This window comes from Streptomyces sp. NPDC031121 (assembly GCF_055570615.1).
On record NZ_JBVIGV010000018.1, the window covers coordinates 97,757 to 118,188 of the forward strand.

At 69.7% G+C, this 20,432-nt stretch carries 12 protein-coding genes; 9 read left to right on the forward strand and 3 right to left on the reverse strand.

Going from position 1 to position 20,432, the window contains the following annotated elements:
* Positions 1-534: 534 nt before the first annotated feature.
* The gene (gene rpoB / locus ACZ462_RS28875) at positions 535-4,017 is read left to right on the forward strand and encodes a DNA-directed RNA polymerase subunit beta (protein WP_467808415.1); all 3,483 of its coding nucleotides are present in this window, start codon (positions 535-537) and stop codon (positions 4,015-4,017) included.
* Positions 4,018-4,113: 96 nt separating this feature from the next.
* A complete protein-coding gene (locus ACZ462_RS28880; RefSeq protein WP_114053723.1) occupies positions 4,114-8,013 on the forward strand; it encodes a DNA-directed RNA polymerase subunit beta' in 3,900 nt (1,299 codons plus the stop codon).
* A 78-nt stretch (positions 8,014-8,091) separates the two neighbouring features.
* On the opposite strand, the gene ACZ462_RS28885 is transcribed toward ACZ462_RS28880, so the two are convergent.
* On the reverse strand, positions 8,092-10,602 hold the full coding sequence (locus ACZ462_RS28885; RefSeq protein WP_467808416.1) for a YfhO family protein: 2,511 nt from the start codon (positions 10,600-10,602) through the stop codon (positions 8,092-8,094).
* A 460-nt stretch (positions 10,603-11,062) separates the two neighbouring features.
* Here ACZ462_RS28885 and rpsL point away from each other — a divergent pair, with 460 nt between their 5' ends.
* From rpsL to tuf, 4 genes are all read left to right on the forward strand, one after another.
* On the forward strand, positions 11,063-11,434 hold the full coding sequence (rpsL, locus tag ACZ462_RS28890) for a 30S ribosomal protein S12 (RefSeq protein WP_007265893.1): 372 nt from the start codon (positions 11,063-11,065) through the stop codon (positions 11,432-11,434).
* A 2-nt stretch (positions 11,435-11,436) separates the two neighbouring features.
* The gene (rpsG, locus tag ACZ462_RS28895) at positions 11,437-11,907 is read left to right on the forward strand and encodes a 30S ribosomal protein S7 (protein WP_114053724.1); all 471 of its coding nucleotides are present in this window, start codon (positions 11,437-11,439) and stop codon (positions 11,905-11,907) included.
* Positions 11,908-11,946: 39 nt separating this feature from the next.
* Positions 11,947-14,076, forward strand: a complete 2,130-nt coding sequence (fusA, locus tag ACZ462_RS28900) for an elongation factor G (RefSeq protein ID WP_125540854.1) — start codon at positions 11,947-11,949, stop codon at positions 14,074-14,076.
* Between the two features lie 154 nt (positions 14,077-14,230).
* Positions 14,231-15,424, forward strand: a complete 1,194-nt coding sequence (gene tuf / locus ACZ462_RS28905; RefSeq protein ID WP_114053726.1) for an elongation factor Tu — start codon at positions 14,231-14,233, stop codon at positions 15,422-15,424.
* A gap of 188 nt (positions 15,425-15,612) precedes the next feature.
* Here tuf and rfbC read toward each other — a convergent pair whose 3' ends face one another.
* Positions 15,613-16,212 carry a dTDP-4-dehydrorhamnose 3,5-epimerase gene (rfbC, locus tag ACZ462_RS28910; protein ID WP_467808419.1) on the reverse strand — a complete coding sequence of 200 codons (600 nt, stop codon included), beginning with the start codon at positions 16,210-16,212 and terminating at the stop codon, positions 15,613-15,615.
* Positions 16,209-17,084, reverse strand: coding sequence for a glucose-1-phosphate thymidylyltransferase RfbA (rfbA, locus tag ACZ462_RS28915; RefSeq protein WP_467808420.1), 876 nt, complete (start codon positions 17,082-17,084; stop codon positions 16,209-16,211). The genes rfbC and rfbA overlap by 4 nt, the downstream gene beginning before the upstream one ends.
* Before the next feature lie 84 nt (positions 17,085-17,168).
* On the opposite strand from rfbA, the gene rfbB reads away from it, so the two are divergent.
* From rfbB to ACZ462_RS28930, 3 genes are read left to right on the forward strand one after another with little or no spacing between them, the layout of a single operon-like run.
* Positions 17,169-18,146 (forward strand): dTDP-glucose 4,6-dehydratase, encoded by a 978-nt coding sequence (gene rfbB, locus ACZ462_RS28920; RefSeq protein WP_467808421.1) that lies wholly within the window; start codon positions 17,169-17,171, stop codon positions 18,144-18,146.
* Positions 18,143-19,081 carry a dTDP-4-dehydrorhamnose reductase gene (gene rfbD, locus ACZ462_RS28925; protein WP_467808422.1) on the forward strand — a complete coding sequence of 313 codons (939 nt, stop codon included), beginning with the start codon at positions 18,143-18,145 and terminating at the stop codon, positions 19,079-19,081. The genes rfbB and rfbD overlap by 4 nt, the downstream gene beginning before the upstream one ends.
* A complete protein-coding gene (locus ACZ462_RS28930; RefSeq protein WP_467808424.1) occupies positions 19,078-20,406 on the forward strand; it encodes a lipopolysaccharide biosynthesis protein in 1,329 nt (442 codons plus the stop codon). The genes rfbD and ACZ462_RS28930 overlap by 4 nt, the downstream gene beginning before the upstream one ends.
* The last annotated feature ends 26 nt before the right edge of the window (positions 20,407-20,432 follow it).

The following is a 20,432-nucleotide window of genomic DNA, read 5'->3' on the forward strand; positions in this document are numbered from 1 at the left end:
CCCCTCAGGGCCCCTGCCAAGGGCGATCACCCGCACGGGTGGTCGCCCTTCGGCGTATCCGCGGTGCCTGATTTGCCCAGCTCCCGTTGGGGAGTAGGGTGATCATCGTTGCCCCGTGCCGGGTGTCCGAGATGATCCGCACGGAGCAGGGGGCCTTGACGAACGGCACGCGGCGCGCAATTCTCAGGACCGTCGCCAGCTCGATCCGCGGTCCGGGGCTCCGGTCGGGGATCCGAGGCATGGATCGACTACGAAGAGGGCAGTACTGATACGCGCTCTGTGTACGAGAGCCGCGGCGTTGATCTACAAGGGGAAGGCCTGTTGCCGGTTGCCGGAAACCTGGTCTGGACATCAGTGAGCCGAGTGGCTACACTGACCCTTTGCGCTGCCTGTTAGCTGCCCCCTGCCCGTCGCCAGGGGCATGCCCACGCTGGAACACACACGATTGATGCGCCCTGACCTGGGGTTTTGGTCTATGTGTCAGCTGGGACCGGTACGCGCGTAGTGAGTCCGAGCCCTCGGAAGGACCCCCTCTTGGCCGCCTCGCGCAACGCCTCGACCAATACGAACAACGGTGCCAGCACCGCCCCGCTGCGCATCTCCTTTGCAAAGATCAAGGAGCCGCTCGAGGTTCCGAACCTCCTGGCGCTGCAGACCGAGAGCTTTGACTGGCTGCTCGGCAACGCCGCCTGGAAGTCCCGCGTCGAGTCGGCGCTCGAGAGTGGACTCGATGTCCCCACCAAGTCCGGTCTGGAAGAGATCTTCGAGGAGATCTCGCCGATCGAGGACTTCTCCGGGTCGATGTCGCTGACCTTCCGCGACCACCGGTTCGAGCCGGCGAAGAACTCCGTCGACGAGTGCAAGGAGCGCGACTTCACGTACGCGGCGCCGCTCTTCGTCACCGCCGAGTTCACGAACAACGAGACCGGTGAGATCAAGTCTCAGACGGTCTTCATGGGCGACTTCCCGCTCATGACCAACAAGGGCACCTTCGTCATCAACGGCACCGAGCGTGTCGTGGTGTCGCAGCTGGTGCGCTCCCCCGGCGTCTACTTCGACTCCTCCATCGACAAGACGTCCGACAAGGACATCTTCTCCGCCAAGATCATCCCCTCCCGGGGTGCCTGGCTGGAGATGGAGGTCGACAAGCGCGACATGGTCGGTGTCCGCATCGACCGCAAGCGCAAGCAGTCCGTGACCGTCCTCCTCAAGGCCCTCGGCTGGACCACCGAGCAGATCCTGGAGGAGTTCGGCGAGTACGAGTCCATGCGCGCCACCCTGGAGAAGGACCACACCCAGGGCCAGGACGACGCGCTGCTCGACATCTACCGCAAGCTGCGTCCGGGCGAGCCCCCGACCCGCGAGGCCGCGCAGACGCTGCTCGAGAACCTCTACTTCAACCCCAAGCGCTACGACCTCGCCAAGGTCGGCCGCTACAAGGTCAACAAGAAGCTCGGCGCCGACGAGCCGCTCGACGCCGGCGTGCTGACCGTCGACGACATCATCGCGACGATCAAGTACCTCGTGAAGCTCCACGCGGGCGAGACCGAGACCATCGGCGAGTCCGGCCGGTCGATCGTCGTCGAGACCGACGACATCGACCACTTCGGCAACCGCCGCCTGCGCAACGTCGGCGAGCTCATCCAGAACCAGGTCCGCACCGGCCTGGCGCGTATGGAGCGCGTCGTCCGCGAGCGCATGACCACCCAGGACGTCGAGGCGATCACGCCGCAGACCCTGATCAACATCCGGCCGGTCGTCGCCTCCATCAAGGAGTTCTTCGGCACCAGCCAGCTGTCGCAGTTCATGGACCAGAACAACCCGCTCTCTGGTCTGACCCACAAGCGCCGCCTCTCGGCGCTCGGCCCCGGCGGTCTGAGCCGTGAGCGGGCCGGCTTCGAGGTCCGCGACGTGCACCCGTCCCACTACGGACGCATGTGCCCGATCGAGACCCCCGAAGGCCCGAACATCGGTCTGATCGGCTCGCTCGCCTCCTACGGCCGCGTCAACGCGTTCGGCTTCGTCGAGACGCCGTACCGCAAGGTCGTCGACGCCCAGGTGACCGACGAGGTCGACTACCTGACCGCCGACGAGGAAGACCGCTTCGTCATCGCCCAGGCCAACGCGCGCCTGGACGAGAACCTGCGCTTCGAGGAGGGCCGCGTCCTGGTCCGCCGCCGCGGCGGCGAGGTCGACTACGTGCCCGGCACGGACGTCGACTACATGGACGTCTCCCCGCGCCAGATGGTGTCCGTCGCGACCGCGATGATCCCCTTCCTGGAGCACGACGACGCCAACCGCGCCCTCATGGGCGCGAACATGATGCGCCAGGCCGTTCCGCTCATCAAGGCGGAGGCCCCGCTCGTCGGCACCGGCATGGAGTACCGCTGCGCCGTCGACGCCGGCGACTCCATCAAGGCGGAGAAGGACGGTGTCGTCCAGGAGGTCTCGGCCGACTACATCACCGTCGCCAACGACGACGGCACGTACACCACGTACCGCGTCGCGAAGTTCTCCCGCTCCAACCAGGGCACCTCGGTCAACCAGAAGGTCATCGTCAACGAGGGCGACCGCGTCGTCGAGGCCCAGGTCCTCGCCGACGGCCCGGCCACCGAGAACGGTGAGATGGCGCTGGGCAAGAACCTGCTCGTCGCGTTCATGCCGTGGGAGGGCCACAACTACGAGGACGCGATCATCCTGTCGCAGCGCCTCGTGCAGGACGACGTCCTCTCCTCGATCCACATCGAGGAGCACGAGGTCGACGCCCGTGACACCAAGCTGGGCCCCGAGGAGATCACCCGGGACATCCCGAACGTCTCCGAGGAGGTCCTCGCCGACCTCGACGAGCGCGGCATCATCCGCATCGGTGCGGACGTCGTCGCCGGCGACATCCTGGTCGGCAAGGTCACGCCCAAGGGCGAGACCGAGCTGACCCCCGAGGAGCGCCTGCTCCGCGCGATCTTCGGTGAGAAGGCCCGCGAGGTGCGTGACACCTCGCTCAAGGTCCCGCACGGCGAGATCGGCAAGGTCATCGGCGTCCGCGTCTTCGACCGCGAGGAGGGGGACGAGCTTCCCCCGGGCGTGAACCAGCTGGTCCGCGTCTACGTCGCCCAGAAGCGCAAGATCACCGACGGTGACAAGCTCGCCGGCCGCCACGGCAACAAGGGTGTCATCTCCAAGATCCTCCCGATCGAGGACATGCCCTTCCTGGAGGACGGCACCCCGGTCGACATCATCCTGAACCCGCTGGGTGTCCCGTCCCGAATGAACCCGGGACAGGTCCTGGAGATCCACCTCGGCTGGCTCGCCAGCCGCGGCTGGGACGTCTCCGGCCTGGCGGAGGAGTGGGCCGAGCGGCTGAAGGCCATCGGCGCCGACCGCGTCGAGCCCGGCACCAACGTCGCCACCCCCGTGTTCGACGGCGCCCGCGAGGACGAGCTCGCCGGCCTGTTCGAGCACACCATCCCGAACCGCGACGGCGACCGCCTGGTCCTCCCGTCCGGCAAGGCGCGCCTGTTCGACGGCCGCTCCGGCGAGCCGTTCCCGGACCCGATCTCGATCGGGTACATGTACATCCTCAAGCTCCACCACCTGGTCGACGACAAGCTCCACGCCCGTTCGACCGGTCCGTACTCGATGATCACGCAGCAGCCGCTGGGTGGTAAGGCGCAGTTCGGTGGCCAGCGCTTCGGTGAGATGGAGGTGTGGGCGCTCGAGGCGTACGGCGCCGCCTACGCCCTCCAGGAGCTGCTGACCATCAAGTCCGACGACGTCACCGGCCGCGTGAAGGTCTACGAGGCCATCGTCAAGGGCGAGAACATCCCCGAGCCGGGCATTCCCGAGTCCTTCAAGGTGCTCATCAAGGAAATGCAGTCGCTCTGCCTCAACGTGGAGGTGCTGTCCTCGGACGGCATGTCCATCGAGATGCGCGACACCGACGAGGACGTCTTCCGCGCGGCGGAGGAGCTCGGTATCGACCTGTCCCGGCGCGAGCCGAGCAGCGTCGAAGAGGTCTGACGGGCCTGGCCGGGGCTCCCGCGAGGAGCCCCGGCCGTCCCCGGGACCGTTCAGACCATGATTGAGACACGACCCCGAAAGAGGGATTGACGCACAGTGCTCGACGTCAACTTCTTCGACGAGCTGCGGATCGGCCTTGCCACCGCGGACGACATCCGTACCTGGTCGCACGGCGAGGTCAAGAAGCCGGAGACCATCAACTACCGCACCCTGAAGCCCGAGAAGGACGGACTCTTCTGCGAGAAGATCTTCGGCCCCACCCGGGACTGGGAGTGCTACTGCGGCAAGTACAAGCGTGTCCGCTTCAAGGGCATCATCTGTGAGCGCTGTGGCGTCGAGGTCACGCGCGCCAAGGTGCGCCGCGAGCGGATGGGCCACATCGAGCTCGCCGCCCCCGTCACCCACATCTGGTACTTCAAGGGCGTTCCGTCGCGCCTGGGCTACCTGCTGGACCTCGCGCCGAAGGACCTCGAGAAGGTCATCTACTTCGCCGCGTACATGATCACGTTCGTCGACGACGAGCGCCGCCAGCGCGACCTGCCGTCGCTGGAGGCCCACGTCTCCGTCGAGCGCCAGCAGATCGAGAACCGCCGCGACGCCGACCTGGAGGGCCGGGCCAAGAAGCTCGAGTCCGACCTGGCCGAGCTGGAGGCCGAGGGCGCCAAGGCCGACGTGCGCCGCAAGGTGCGCGAGGGCGCCGAGCGCGAGATGAAGCAGCTCCGCGACCGCGCGCAGCGCGAGATCGACCGCCTCGACGAGGTGTGGAACCGCTTCAAGAACCTCAAGGTCCAGGACCTCGAGGGCGACGAGCTGCTCTACCGCGAGCTGCGCGACCGCTTCGGCACGTACTTCGACGGCTCGATGGGTGCCGCGGCGCTGCAGAAGCGCCTGGAGTCCTTCGACCTCGAGGAGGAGGCCGAGCGCCTCCGCGAGATCATCCGCACCGGCAAGGGCCAGAAGAAGACCCGTGCGCTCAAGCGCCTCAAGGTCGTCTCCGCGTTCCTGCAGACCAGCAACAGCCCCAAGGGCATGGTGCTCGACTGCGTGCCGGTCATCCCGCCGGACCTGCGTCCGATGGTGCAGCTGGACGGTGGCCGCTTCGCGACCTCCGACCTGAACGACCTGTACCGCCGCGTCATCAACCGCAACAACCGCCTGAAGCGCCTCCTCGACCTCGGTGCCCCCGAGATCATCGTGAACAACGAGAAGCGCATGCTCCAGGAGGCCGTCGACGCGCTCTTCGACAACGGCCGCCGCGGCCGCCCGGTCACGGGCCCCGGCAACCGTCCGCTGAAGTCGCTGTCCGACATGCTCAAGGGCAAGCAGGGCCGCTTCCGCCAGAACCTCCTCGGCAAGCGAGTCGACTACTCGGCGCGTTCCGTCATCGTCGTCGGCCCGCAGCTGAAGCTGCACCAGTGCGGTCTGCCCAAGGCCATGGCGCTGGAGCTCTTCAAGCCGTTCGTGATGAAGCGCCTGGTCGACCTGAACCACGCGCAGAACATCAAGTCGGCCAAGCGCATGGTCGAGCGCGGCCGCACCGTCGTGTACGACGTCCTCGAAGAGGTCATCGCCGAGCACCCGGTGCTGCTGAACCGTGCGCCCACGCTGCACCGCCTCGGCATCCAGGCCTTCGAGCCGCAGCTGGTCGAGGGCAAGGCCATCCAGATCCACCCGCTCGTCTGCACCGCGTTCAACGCGGACTTCGACGGTGACCAGATGGCCGTCCACCTGCCGCTCTCCGCGGAGGCGCAGGCCGAGGCGCGCATCCTGATGCTCTCCTCGAACAACATCCTCAAGCCGGCCGACGGCCGCCCGGTCACGATGCCGACCCAGGACATGGTCCTCGGCCTGTTCTTCCTGACCACGGACGGCGAGCTCCGCGACGTCAAGGGCGAGGGCCGCGCGTTCGGCTCCACCGCCGAGGCGATCATGGCGTTCGACGCCGGCGAGCTGTCGCTCCAGGCGTCGGTGGACATCCGCTTCCCGGTGGGCACCATCCCGCCGCGCGGCTGGGTCCCGCCGGTGGCCGAGGAGGGCGAGCAGGAGTTCCAGCCGGGAGACAGCTTCCGCCTGAAGACCACGCTGGGCCGTGCGCTCTTCAACGAGCTGCTGCCCGAGGACTACCCGTTCGTCGACTACTCGGTGGGCAAGAAGCAGCTCTCCGAGATCGTCAACGACCTGGCCGAGCGCTACCCCAAGGTCATCGTGGCGGCGACGCTCGACAACCTGAAGGCGGCCGGCTTCCACTGGGCGACCCGTTCCGGCGTCACCGTGGCCATCTCCGACGTCGTGGTCCCCGAGGCCAAGAAGGAGATCGTCGCGGGCTACGAGGCCCAGGACGAGAAGGTCCAGAAGCAGTACGAGCGCGGTCTGATCACCAAGGACGAGCGCACGCAGGAACTCATCGCGATCTGGACCAAGGCGACCAACGAGGTCGCCGAGGCGATGAACGCGAACTTCCCCAAGACCAACCCCATCTTCATGATGGTTGACTCGGGTGCCCGAGGAAACATGATGCAGATGAGGCAGATCGCCGGTATGCGCGGTCTGGTGTCGAACGCGAAGAACGAGACCATCCCGCGTCCGATCAAGGCCTCGTTCCGCGAGGGCCTGTCCGTGCTCGAGTACTTCATCTCGACCCACGGTGCCCGTAAGGGTCTGGCCGACACCGCCCTGCGTACCGCCGACTCGGGTTACCTGACCCGTCGTCTGGTGGACGTCTCGCAGGACGTGATCATCCGCGAGGAGGACTGCGGCACCGACCGCGGCCTGAAGCTGAAGATCGCGTCCCGCGGCGAGGACGGCGTCCTGCGCAAGGCCGACGACGTCGAGACCTCGGTCTACGCCCGCATGCTGGCGGAGGACGTGGTCGTCGACGGCAAGGTCATCGCGCCGGCCAACGTCGACCTCGGCGACGTCCTGATCGACGCCCTCGTCGCCAACGGCGTCGAGGAGGTCAAGACCCGCTCCGTCCTGACCTGCGAGTCCGCGGTGGGCACCTGTGCCTTCTGCTACGGCCGCTCGCTGGCCACCGGCAAGCTGGTCGACATCGGCGAGGCGGTCGGCATCATCGCCGCCCAGTCCATCGGTGAGCCCGGCACCCAGCTGACGATGCGTACCTTCCACACCGGTGGTGTGGCCGGTGACGACATCACGCAGGGTCTGCCGCGTGTCGTCGAGCTCTTCGAGGCCCGTACCCCGAAGGGTGTCGCCCCGATCTCCGAGGCCGCCGGCCGCGTGCGGATCGAGGAGACCGAGAAGACCAAGAAGATCGTCATCACTCCGGACGACGGCAGCGACGAGACGGCGTACCCGATCTCGAAGCGCGCCAAGGTCATCGTCCACGAGGGCGACCACGTCGAGGTGGGCCAGAAGCTCACCGCGGGTGCCACCAACCCGCACGACGTGCTGCGCATCCTCGGCCAGCGCGCCGTCCAGGTGCACCTGGTCGGCGAGGTCCAGAAGGTCTACAACTCGCAGGGCGTGTCGATCCACGACAAGCACATCGAGATCATCATCCGGCAGATGCTGCGCCGCGTGACGATCATCGAGTCCGGCGACGCGGAGCTGCTGCCGGGCGAGCTCGTCGAGCGCTCGCGCTTCGAGACCGAGAACCGTCGTGTGGTCACCGAGGGCGGTCACCCCGCCTCCGGCCGCCCGCAGCTGATGGGTATCACCAAGGCCTCGCTGGCGACGGAGTCCTGGCTGTCGGCCGCCTCCTTCCAGGAGACGACCCGAGTCCTGACGGACGCGGCGATCAACGCCAAGTCCGACAGCCTCATCGGCCTCAAGGAGAACGTCATCATCGGCAAGCTCATCCCGGCCGGTACGGGTCTCGCCCGCTACCGCAACATCCGGGTCGAGCCGACCGAGGAGGCGAAGGCCGCGATGTACTCGGCCGTCGGCTACGACGACATCGACTACTCGCCCTTCGGCACCGGCTCCGGCCAGGCGGTCCCGCTGGAGGACTACGACTACGGCCCGTACAACGGCTAAGGGTCGCGAAGAAGCCCCCCGCTGCTCCGAGAGGAGCGGCGGGGGGCTTCGCCGTTTCCGGGACTCAGGGGCGCTCGGCTACGCCCGCCCGCTGGGGCGGAGGCGGCGGCGGAGGTGGGGGAGGGTGGTGGCGGCCGTCAGGGTGAGGGCGGCCAGGGCGGCGCCGGCCAGGCCCTGGTGGAGGCCCGGCGGGGTGTACGTGCAGGCGAGGGTGCGGGTGTCCGGGGGGAGGCGGAGGGACAGGAGGCCGTGGAACCCGGTCAGGGGGGCGGGTCGGTCGTCGGCGGTGCACCGCCAGCCCGGGATGGCCGTGGTGGCGACGACCGCCGTGCCCGCGGCGCCCGGCGGGAGGTCGGCCCGGAGGGAGTGGCCGCCGGCGCGGACCGCGGTGGCGCCCGTACGGGTGAGGCGGGCGACCGCGTCGTCCAGGGCGGGCCGGTCCAGGCACCCGATCGGGTGGGATTCGGGGGCCGACGCCGCGGCGGTGTTCCGGCCCTGGGTGCGGACGGTCGCGGTGAGCGTGCCGTCCGCCGGGACCGGGCCGAGCCGGACCACGCCGGTGATGCGGCCGTCCAGCCGGCGCTGCCCGCCGGGGTGGGCGAGGGTGCCGGTCAGGCGCGGGGAGTACCAGTAGGCCTCCGAGCCCGGGGTGCAGCGGGCGGTGTACGTCCGCTGCTGCGGCGTGCCGTCCGCGGCGGTGTCCGGGACCTGGTAGACGGCGGCGCCGAGGGCGTTCTCCTGGCGGGAGTACACGCTGTCCGCGGGGTGGGGGGAGGTGAAGGGGGCGGTGCGGACCGTCACCAGCGGGGGAGCGGGGAAGCGGGAGGCCGTCCAGGTGCCCGGGGCGGGGCCGGGGCGGACGCGGGCGCCGATGGCGAAGACCGCGTCGAGGACGGGGCTGTCCGCGCCGAAGAAGGTCCGGCCGTCGTTCTTGAAGCCGTAGCCGAGGGGCTCCAGCGCCCGGTACGTGGCCTCGGGGAGGTAGCTGCTGTAGTACTGCGGGCCCTCGGCGCCCAGCGCGAGCGCGTCGTTGTACGAGGTCTGCGGCGCGCCGGAGTCGGTCCGGTATGCGGGCCAGCCGTTCACCTGCCGGACGGCGCCGGTGTGCGCGGCGATCGACGGGCTGCTGGTGGCGGCGGGCTTGGCCCAGCGCTCCCGGGCGCGGCGGACGTCGGCGTTCCAGGCGGCCGCCGCTGACTCGGCGAACACCAGGCCGGCCATCAGGACGGCCGCCGCCGGGATCAGGAGGCGGTGCCTGGCGCCGAGGTGCAGCAGGACCACGGCGAGGACGGACAGGGCCCCGCCGCCCAGGACGGCGGGCCAGGTCCAGCCGCCGAAGTCGTCGGTGCGGCGCAGCAGGAACGCGGCGGCGGCGAGCACGGCGGCCGCCGCCGCGGCGTGCAGGGGCCGGGGCCGGTGGGCCAGGGCCAGCCAGGCCAGGATGGTCAGCAGGGCGCTGAAGACGAAGGTCTCGCGGTAGGGGTTGCCGTTGGGCACGGCCAGCCCGTGCCAGACGTACTGGGTGGGCGGGAACTGGAAGGAGGCGAGGACGAGCACGGTCGCGGCGCCCCACGCCAGGCGGGTGCGGCGGGCGATCGCCGGGTGGACGAAGAACGTCAGCGCGAGGACCGTGCCCAGCGAGGCCACGTACAGGCGGGGGCTGCCGCCCCACAGGTGCGTGGCCGGGAGCATCCCGGACAGCAGGACGTCCAGTCCCACGGGCTGGAACGCCTCGGCCTCCGTCGGCTGGGCGCCGCCGCTCGACAGGAACGACGGCAGCAGCAGCGGCAGGGTCAGCAGGATCCCGGTGGCGGCGGCGCCGGCGGCCCGCCCCAGCGCGCGCAGCCGCTGCCGTCCGGTGGTGTCCAGGGTGCCCAGGCGGACCGCGAGGAGGACGCAGGCGGCCATCGTCGCCATCATCGCGGTGTAGAAGTTGCCCAGCCAGGCGAGGGCGACGAGCAGGGCGGCGCCGGGCCAGCGGCGCCCCTGGACGCACCATTCGACGGCGATGCCGAGCAGCGGCAGCGCGACGAGGCCCCACAGCCACATGGGGATGTACGCGGCGTCGCTGAGCGCCCAGCCGCACAGCCCGTAGCAGGCGCCGAGGACGCCGCGCTGCCACCAGGGGCCGGGCCGGAGCCGGCCGAGGTAGACCGCCATGGCCGCGGCGGCGGTGCCCGTGGTCAGCGGGGTGACCGCGAAGACGGCCAGGTCGACATGGGCGCGGGGGACGAGGACGGCCACCCAGGAGAACGGGTTCCCGAGGTAGGTGTGGTAGTCGGAGAGGAACTGCTGTCCGAAGCCGCCGCGCCAGGTGAACAGCAGGTCGCCGGCGGCCTGCCCGTGGACGAGGTCCCACAGCGCGCGGTGGAAGGGGACGTACTGGTTGGCCTGGTCGTTGACGGCCCGGGCGCGGGTGCCGAAGGGGTGGGCGTCCCGGGCCGCCCACGCCGTGCAGACGGCGGCCGCGGTCAGCAGGAAGGCCAGCAGCGGGGAGGGGAGGCGGGCGAGGGCCGGGTTCCTGCGGGCGGCGGCCGGCGGCCGGGCCGGGCTGTCCGCCGCCGTCGGCTCCGGGGTGACCGTCCGCAATGTCGCGCTCCCTGCTGGTCGTGCCTTTCGGGGGGAATCGGTGGGCAGTGTAGTGGTCCGGAGGGGTCCGGCCCGACGGCCGCGGACCGGCGCGGGACCGGCGCGGGACCGGCGCGGGGGACCGTCCGGAGCCGGCCGGCTCATACCACACCCCGGCGCCCGGCGCCGCCCGGGAGGCCGCAGGCCAGGCGGGACACGGGCCGCGGGCCCGCAGGCGGGGCGGGCGCGGGGCCTTTGTTTTGACCGGAGTGGATGGGGTGGGTACGCTCAGACCTTGTGCCTGGGGTGTGCCTGGGCTCCCGTGCGTGTCCATCAACCGCACGCGGGCCGCACAAGCCGCCGCGATCCACGTCCTTCCGCGCTTGCGCGGAGGTCTGCCGGATCCGACACACCCGACCGCGTGGGTCGGGGAACGTTCCAGGTTAGCTTCACTACACGGCACACAGAAACCGGAGAAGTAGTGCCTACGATCCAGCAGCTGGTCCGGAAGGGCCGGCAGGACAAGGTCGAGAAGACGAAGACGCCCGCGCTCGAGGCTTCGCCCCAGCGCCGCGGCGTCTGCACGCGTGTGTTCACGACCACCCCGAAGAAGCCGAACTCGGCGCTCCGCAAGGTCGCGCGTGTGCGTCTGACCTCCGGCATCGAGGTCACCGCTTACATTCCGGGTGAGGGACACAACCTGCAGGAGCACTCGATCGTGCTCGTGCGTGGTGGCCGTGTGAAGGACCTGCCGGGTGTTCGTTACAAGATCATCCGCGGTGCGCTTGACACCCAGGCTGTCAAGAACCGCAAGCAGGCCCGCAGCCGCTACGGCGCCAAGAAGGAGAAGTAAGAATGCCTCGTAAGGGCCCCGCCCCGAAGCGCCCGGTCATCATCGACCCGGTCTACCAGTCTCCTCTTGTCACCTCGCTGATCAACAAGATCCTGCTGAACGGCAAGCGCTCCACCGCCGAGCGCATCGTCTACGGCGCCATGGAAGGCCTCCGCGAGAAGACCGGCAACGACCCGGTCATCACGCTGAAGCGCGCGCTGGAGAACGTCAAGCCGTCGCTGGAGGTCAAGTCCCGCCGCGTCGGTGGTGCGACCTACCAGGTTCCGGTCGAGGTCAAGCCGGGTCGCCAGTCGACCCTCGCGCTGCGCTGGCTCGTGGGCTACTCCCGCGCCCGCCGCGAGAAGACCATGACCGAGCGCCTCATGAACGAGCTCCTCGACGCCTCGAACGGCCTCGGTGCGGCCGTCAAGAAGCGCGAGGACACGCACAAGATGGCCGAGTCCAACAAGGCCTTCGCGCACTACCGCTGGTAGTCGCAACCCACATCGAGACCGAGAGAAGACTGAAGCCTTATGGCTACCACTTCGCTTGACCTGGCCAAGGTGCGCAACATCGGCATCATGGCCCACATCGACGCGGGCAAGACGACCACCACCGAGCGCATCCTGTTCTACACCGGTGTCTCCTACAAGATCGGTGAGGTCCACGACGGCGCTGCCACGATGGACTGGATGGAGCAGGAGCAGGAGCGCGGCATCACGATCACGTCTGCCGCGACGACCTGCCACTGGCCGCTCGAGGACGTCGACCACACCATCAACATCATCGACACCCCGGGCCACGTGGACTTCACGGTCGAGGTGGAGCGTTCGCTCCGCGTCCTCGACGGTGCCGTCACCGTGTTCGACGGTGTCGCCGGTGTGGAGCCGCAGTCCGAGACGGTGTGGCGCCAGGCCGACCGTTACGGCGTGCCGCGCATCTGCTTCGTCAACAAGCTCGACCGCACAGGCGCCGAGTTCCACCGCTGCGTCGACATGATCAAGGACCGCCTGGGCGCGGTTCCGATCGTCATGCAGCTCCCGATCGGCGCCGAGGCGGACTTCCAGGGCGTTGTCGACCTGGTCCGCATGAAGGCGCTGGTCTGGTCCGCCGAGGCGACCAAGGGCGAGATGTACGACGTCGTCGACATCCCCGACACGCACACCGAGGCCGCCGAGGAGTGGCGCGGCAAGCTGGTCGAGACCGTCGCCGAGAACGACGACGAGATCATGGAGCTCTTCCTCAACGGCGAGGAGCCGACCGAGGAGCAGCTGCACGCCGCCGTGCGCCGCATCATCCTGGGCTCCGGCAAGGGCGAGGGCTCGACGATCACCGCGGTGTTCTGCGGTACCGCGTTCAAGAACAAGGGTGTCCAGCCCCTGCTCGACGCGGTCGTCCGCTACCTCCCGTCGCCGCTCGACATCGAGGCCATCGAGGGCCACGACGTCAAGGACGCCGAGACCGTCGTGAAGCGCAAGCCGTCGGACGAGGAGCCCCTCGCCGCGCTCGCCTTCAAGATCATGAGCGACCCGCACCTCGGCAAGCTCACCTTCGTCCGGGTTTACTCGGGCCGCCTGGAGGCCGGCACCGCGGTGCTGAACTCCGTCAAGGGCAAGAAGGAGCGCATCGGCAAGATCTACCGCATGCACGCGAACAAGCGTGAGGAGATCGACTCGGTGGGCGCCGGCGACATCGTCGCCGTGATGGGCCTGAAGCAGACCACCACCGGTGAGACGCTGTGCGACGAGAAGCAGCCGGTCATCCTGGAGTCCATGGACTTCCCGGCGCCGGTCATCCAGGTCGCCATCGAGCCCAAGTCCAAGGGTGACCAGGAGAAGCTGGGTGTCGCCATCCAGCGTCTCGCGGAGGAGGACCCCTCCTTCCACGTCCACTCGGACGAGGAGACCGGCCAGACCATCCTCGGCGGCATGGGCGAGCTGCACCTCGAGGTGCTGGTCGACCGCATGAAGCGCGAGTTCAAGGTCGAGGCCAACGTCGGCAAGCCGCAGGTCGCGTACCGCGAGACCATCCGCAAGTCGGTCGAGCGCCACGACTACACGCACAAGAAGCAGACCGGTGGTACCGGTCAGTTCGCCAAGGTGCAGATCGCGATCGAGCCGATCACCGAGACCGACGGTCCGGCGTACGAGTTCGTGAACAAGGTCACCGGTGGCCGCGTGCCGAAGGAGTACATCCCTTCGGTCGACGCCGGTGCGCAGGAGGCCATGCAGTTCGGCATCCTGGCCGGCTACGAGATGACGGGCGTCCGCGTCACGCTTCTCGACGGTGCCTTCCACGAGGTCGACTCCTCCGAGCTCGCGTTCAAGATCGCCGGTTCGCAGGCCTTCAAGGAGGCCGCGCGCAAGGCGTCCCCCGTGCTCCTCGAGCCGATGATGGCCGTTGAGGTCACCACGCCCGAGGACTACATGGGCGATGTCATCGGCGACATCAACTCCCGCCGTGGCCAGATCCAGGCCATGGAGGAGCGTCACGGCGCCCGCGTCGTGAAGGGCCTCGTGCCGCTGTCGGAGATGTTCGGCTACGTCGGAGACCTCCGCAGCAAGACCTCGGGTCGCGCCAGCTACTCGATGCAGTTCGACTCCTACGCCGAGGTTCCGCGGAACGTCGCCGAGGAGATCATCGCGAAGGCCAAGGGCGAGTAACTCTCCCGAGTACACGCTTTAGGCTTGTCACCGGAACCTCCGGGGCAGCAGGAGATTCTCCGAAAAACCTGTTGCCCCGGGGACCGGCTTTCCAGCAAAGATCACCTGGCGCCGATGAGTAAGGCGTACAGAACCACTCTCCAGGAGGACCCCCGTGGCGAAGGCGAAGTTCGAGCGGACTAAGCCGCACGTCAACATCGGCACCATCGGTCACATTGACCACGGTAAGACGACCCTCACGGCCGCCATTACCAAGGTGCTGCACGACGCGTACCCGGACCTGAACGAGGCCTCGGCCTTCGACCAGATCGACAAGGCTCCCGAGGAGCGCCAGCGCGGTATCACCATCTCCATCGCGCACGTCGAGTACCAGACCGAGGCGCGTCACTACGCCCACGTCGACTGCCCGGGTCACGCGGACTACATCAAGAACATGATCACCGGTGCCGCGCAGATGGACGGCGCCATCCTCGTGGTCGCCGCCACCGACGGCCCGATGCCGCAGACCAAGGAGCACGTGCTCCTGGCCCGCCAGGTCGGCGTTCCGTACATCGTCGTCGCCCTGAACAAGGCCGACATGGTGGACGACGAGGAGATCCTGGAGCTCGTCGAGCTCGAGGTGCGCGAGCTCCTCTCCGAGTACGAGTTCCCGGGCGACGAGCTCCCGGTCGTCCGCGTCTCGGCGCTGAAGGCGCTCGAGGGCGACAAGGAGTGGGGCGAGAAGCTCCTCGGCCTGATGGCTGCCGTCGACGAGTCGATCCCGACCCCGCCGCGCGACACCGACAAGCCGTTCCTGATGCCGGTCGAGGACGTCTTCACCATCACCGGTCGCGGTACGGTCGTCACCGGCCGTATCGAGCGCGGTGTCCTGAAGGTCAACGAGACCGTCGACATCATCGGTATCCGCCCGGAGAAGACCACCACCACGGTCACCGGCATCGAGATGTTCCGCAAGCTGCTCGACGAGGGCCAGGCCGGTGAGAACGTCGGTCTGCTGCTCCGCGGCATCAAGCGCGAGGACGTCGAGCGCGGCCAGGTCATCATCAAGCCGGGCTCGGTCACCCCGCACACCGAGTTCGAGGCGCAGGCCTACATCCTGTCCAAGGACGAGGGTGGCCGCCACACGCCGTTCTTCAACAACTACCGTCCGCAGTTCTACTTCCGTACCACGGACGTGACGGGCGTTGTGACCCTGCCGCAGGGCACCGAGATGGTCATGCCGGGCGACAACACCGAGATGTCCGTCCAGCTGATCCAGCCGGTCGCCATGGAGGAGGGCCTGAAGTTCGCCATCCGTGAGGGTGGTCGCACCGTGGGCGCCGGCCAGGTCACCAAGATCGTGAAGTAATTTCACGTTCTGACCTGGTAGTCCGCGCGAGCGGGCTCCGTGTCTGACACCAGGGCCCCTTCCCTGTCGCTCCGGCGGCGGGGGAGGGGCCCCGGTGGTTTCCCGGGCGGGCGTACGCCCGGGGGCGCGTACGGGAGAGGGCCGCACCCCGGCGGGGTGCGGCCCTCTCTGCGTGCGGGGCGCGGGCGTCAGGCCGTGCGCAGCGACTCCGTGAACGCCTTGCAGGCGGCGTAGTCGGGCAGCAGGCCCGTCTCGACGGCCTGCGCGAGCGACGGCGCGGCCTCGTCGCGGGCGGACAGCAGCGGGACCTCGGCCGGCCAGTCGATGCCCAGGTCGGGGTCGAGCGGGTGCACCGAGTGCTCGCCGGTCGGGTTGTAGGTCTCGGAGCAGAGGTACGACAGGGTGGCGTCGTCGCTGAGCGCGCAGAAGCCGTGGCCCATGCCCTCGGGTATGTAGACCGCGCGGCGGTCGGTGTCGTCGAGGCGGACGCCCTCCCAGCGGCCGAAGGTCGGCGAGCCCACCCGCAGGTCGACGATGACGTCGAGCACGGCGCCGCGCACGCACGTCACGTACTTCGCCTGGCCGGGCGGCACGTCGGCGAAGTGGATGCCGCGGACCACGCCGCGGGAGGAGACGGAGAGGTTGGCCTGGGCCAGCTTCAGCGGGTGGCCGACGAGTTCGGCCAGCCGGTCGAAGCGGTACCACTCGGTGAACAGGCCGCGCGGGTCGCCGTGCAGCTGCGGGGTGACCTCGAAGACGCCCTCGATGGACAGCTCGCGGAACTTCACTTGGCCGCCTCCTCGTCGAGCAGGTTCAGCAGGTACCGGCCGTAGCCGCTCTTGAGCAGGGGCTCGGCCAGGGTGCGCAGCTGCGCGTCGTCGATGAGGCCGGCGCGCCAGGCGGCCTCCTCGATGCAGCCGATCTTGAAGCCCTGGCGCTCCTCGATGACGCGGACGAACTCGGAGGCCTGGACCATCGAGACGAAGGTGCCGGTGTCCAGCCAGGCGGTGCCGCGGTCGAGGATGGTGACGTTGAGCTCGCCGGCCTGGAGGTAGGCGTCGTTGACGGCGGTGATCTCCAACTCGCCGCGGGCGCTGGGCTCCAGGCCCCTGGCTATCTCCACGACGCGGTTGTCGTAGAAGTACAGCCCGGGCACGGCGTAGCGGGACTTCGGCTTGGCGGGCTTCTCCTCGATGGAGATGGCCTGGCCCTTGTCGTCGAACTCGACGACGCCGTACGCCGTCGGGTCCGCGACGGGGTAGGCGAAGACGCGGCCGCCCTTGGCGCCGGTGTGCTCGGCGAGGCGGGTGCCGAGGCCGCTGCCGTGGAAGATGTTGTCGCCGAGGATCAGGGCGACGGACTCGTCGCCGATGAAGTCGGCGCCGAGGACGAAGGCCTGGGCGATGCCCTCGGGGCGCTCCTGGACCGCGTACTCCAGCCGCAGGCCGAACTGGGAGCCGTCGCCGAGCAGCCGCTCGAACTGCGCACGGTCCTCCGGCGTGGTGATGACGAGAATCTCGCTGATTCCGGCCATGACCAGGGTGGAGAGCGGGTAGTAGATCATCGGCTTGTCGAAGACGGGGAGCAGCTGCTTCGAGACTGCCCGGGTCAGCGGCCAGAGTCGGGATCCGGTTCCGCCGGCCAAGAGAATTCCACGCATGGGCACAACCCTATGCGAGAGCAAGCGGAGTGGAGCGCTCCGGGCCGGTGGGGTGGTAGGACAAGCGGCTAGACTCTTCGTACTATGCGCATCCTCGTGACCGGCGGCGCCGGCTTCATCGGTTCAGAATTTGTTCGCCAGCAGCTCGGTGCGGATGCATCGGCCCAGATCACGGTCTTCGACAAGCTGACCTACTCCGGAGTCGAAGCCAACCTCGCGCCGGTCGCCGACCACCCCGGTTACAAGTTCGTCAAGGGCGACATCTGCGACGCCGAGGCCGTCGACGGGGTGATGGCCGGCCACGACGTCGTCGTGCACTTCGCCGCCGAGTCGCACGTCGACCGCTCCATCGCCGGCGCCGGCCCGTTCGTCATGACGAACGTCGTCGGCACCCAGGTGCTGCTGGACTCCGCCCGCAAGCACGGCGTGGGCCGCTTCGTGCACATCTCCACCGACGAGGTCTACGGCTCCATCGCCGAGGGCTCCTGGACCGAGGAGTGGCCGCTCGTCCCCAACTCCCCGTACTCCGCCTCGAAGGCCTCCTCCGACCTGCTGGCGCTGGCGTACGCGCGCACGCACGGCATGGACGTCGTGGTGACCCGCTGCTCCAACAACTACGGGCACTACCAGTTCCCGGAGAAGGTCATCCCGCTGTTCGTCACCAACCTGATGGACGGCCGGAAGGTCCCGCTGTACGGCAACGGCGGCAACGTCCGCGACTGGCTGCACGTCTCCGACCACTGCCGCGGCATCGACCTGGCGATGCGCAAGGGCCGCGGCGGCGAGGTCTACAACATCGGCGGCGGCACCGAGCTCACCAACAAGGAGCTCACCGGCGTCCTGCTGGAGGCCGCCGGCCTGGGCTGGGACATGGTCGAGCACGTCGAGGACCGCAAGGGCCACGACCTGCGCTACTCCATCGACATCAGCAAGATCAACGCCGAACTGGGCTACGAGCCGCAGGTCCGCTTCGAGGACGGCATCGCGCAGACCATCGCCTGGTACCGCGAGAACCGCGCCTGGTGGGAGCCGCTGAAGGACAAGGCAGCGCTGCAGAAGTGACCGACTCCGCCACTCCCGCCGCGACGTCCGCCGCCGGGCGCTGGGTCGTCACCGGCGCCGCCGGCATGCTCGGCCAGGACCTCCTCGCCGTGCTCAAGCACGCCGGGATCGAGGCCGCCGGCCTGCGCCGCGCCGACCTCGACGTCACCGACGCCGCCGCCGTCCGGGCCGCCGTCGAGGGCGCCGCCGTCGTCGTCAACTGCGCCGCCTGGACCGACGTCGACGGCGCGGAGACCGCCGAGGACGCCGCCACCGCCGTCAACGGCACCGGTGTGCGCGTCCTCGCCGGGGCCTGCGCCGACGCCGGCGTGCGCCTGCTGCACGTCTCCACCGACTACGTGCTCCCCGGCGACGCCGCCGAGCCGTACGGCGAGGACGCCGAGACCGGCCCGCTCAACGCGTACGGCCGCAGCAAGCTCGCGGGCGAGCGCGCCGTCGCCGAACTGCTCCCGCAGGACGGCTACATCGTGCGCACCGCCTGGCTGTACGGCGAGCACGGGCCGAACTTCGTCGCGACCATGCTGAAGCTGGCCGCCCAGCGCGACACCCTCGACGTGGTCGACGACCAGCACGGCCAGCCCACCTGGTCCCGCGCACTCGCCCACCGCCTCGTGGAGCTGGGCCTCGCCGCCCTCGCGGGCCGCGCCCCGGCCGGCGTCTACCACGGCACCGCGAGCGGCCGCACCACCTGGTTCGGCCTGGCCCGCGAGGCCTACCGGCTCGCCGGCCTCGACCCGGAGCGGATCCGCCCGACCACCTCCGCGGCCTTCGTCCGCCCCGCGAAGCGCCCCGAGTTCAGCGTCCTCGGCCACGCCCGCTGGGCCGAGGCCGGCCTGGCCCCGCTCGCCGACTGGCGCGAGCAGCTCGCCGAGGCACTGGCCGCGCCCGAGTTCACCCGGTTGGCCGCCGGGGCCCGCGAGGGCAGTACGGGATGAAGGCCCTGCTGGGCAAGGCGACCGCGGCGCTGCCGCCGGGCACCGTCGCGGTGGCCGGCGGCACCGTCGTGCTGGGCGCGGCCTCCTACGTCCACCTGGGCGTGGCCGGGCACAGCCTCTCCACCGAGGCCATGGCGAACGTCTCCGTCCTGTGGACGATCGTGATGTCCGTCGGCATCGGCGTGTTCTTCCCCGTCGAGCAGGAGCTCACCCGGATCGTCGCCGCCCGCGCCGTCCTCGGCCAGGGCGCCGCCCCCGTGCTGCGCCGGGCCACCCTGATGACCGCGGCGATGCTCGGCGCGACCCTGCTCGTCCTCGCCGCCGGCGCCGGGCCGATCGCCGACCTCCTCTTCCAGGGCGACCGCGGCCTGGTCGCCGCGCTCGGCGGAGCCTTCACCGGCATGGCCGTCTGCTACCTGACCCGCGGCGTGCTCGCCGGCCTCGGCCGGTTCGGCGCGTACGGGCTCCAACTCGGCCTCGACGGCGCTCTGCGGATCCTCCTCGCCTTCGGCTGCGCGGTGCTCGGACTGGACTCCGCGCTCGCCTTCAGCCTCGTCCTCGCCCTCGCGCCCGTCGCCGCGATGCTCGTCACGCTCCCGCCGCTGCTGCGCGCCGCCGGGCCCGGCGGGGCCGTCTCGTGGCGCGAGCTGACGGGCGGTCTGGGCCTGCTGATCCTGTCGACGCTGCTCTCGCAGGTCGTCGTCAACGCCGCGGTGATGAGCACCAAGCTGCTCGCCCCGACCGACAGCGTGCTGATCGCCGCCCTGCTCAACGCCCTCGTCCTGGCCCGCGTGCCGCTGTTCGTCTTCGGCTCGCTGCAGGCCTCGCTGCTGGGCGGGCTCACCGCCGCGTTCACCGCCGGCGACCGGGCGGCGTTCTCCGCGATGCTGCGCCGGATCGCCGTCGTCGTCGGCCTGCTCGGCCTGGCCGGGGGCGTCCCCGCGACGGTGCTCGGCCCCTGGCTGATCCAGGTCCTCTTCGGTGCCCGCCCCGTGCTGGGCTGCTTCGCGTTCTTCCTGCTGTCCGCCGGCACCGTGGCGTACATGTTCGCGATGGTGCTCGGCCAGGCGCTGATGGTCTTCAAGCGGCACAACCTGCAGCTGCTGTGCTGGGCTGTCGGCACCGCCGTCCTCGTGGGCGTCACCTTCGCGCCGGGCGACGTGGCCCTGCGCGTCATCCTGGCCTACGCCCTCGGCTCGCTGGCGACCGTGCTCGGTATGCTGGCCGTGCTGAGGCTGAGGTTCCCCGGGGCTCCGGGCGCAACCGGGGGGTCCGGGCACGAGGGCGCCGCGAGCCCGCTGGGCGCCGGGGCGGTCGGGGAGTGACCGTGCCTGCCTTCGACGTCCCACCG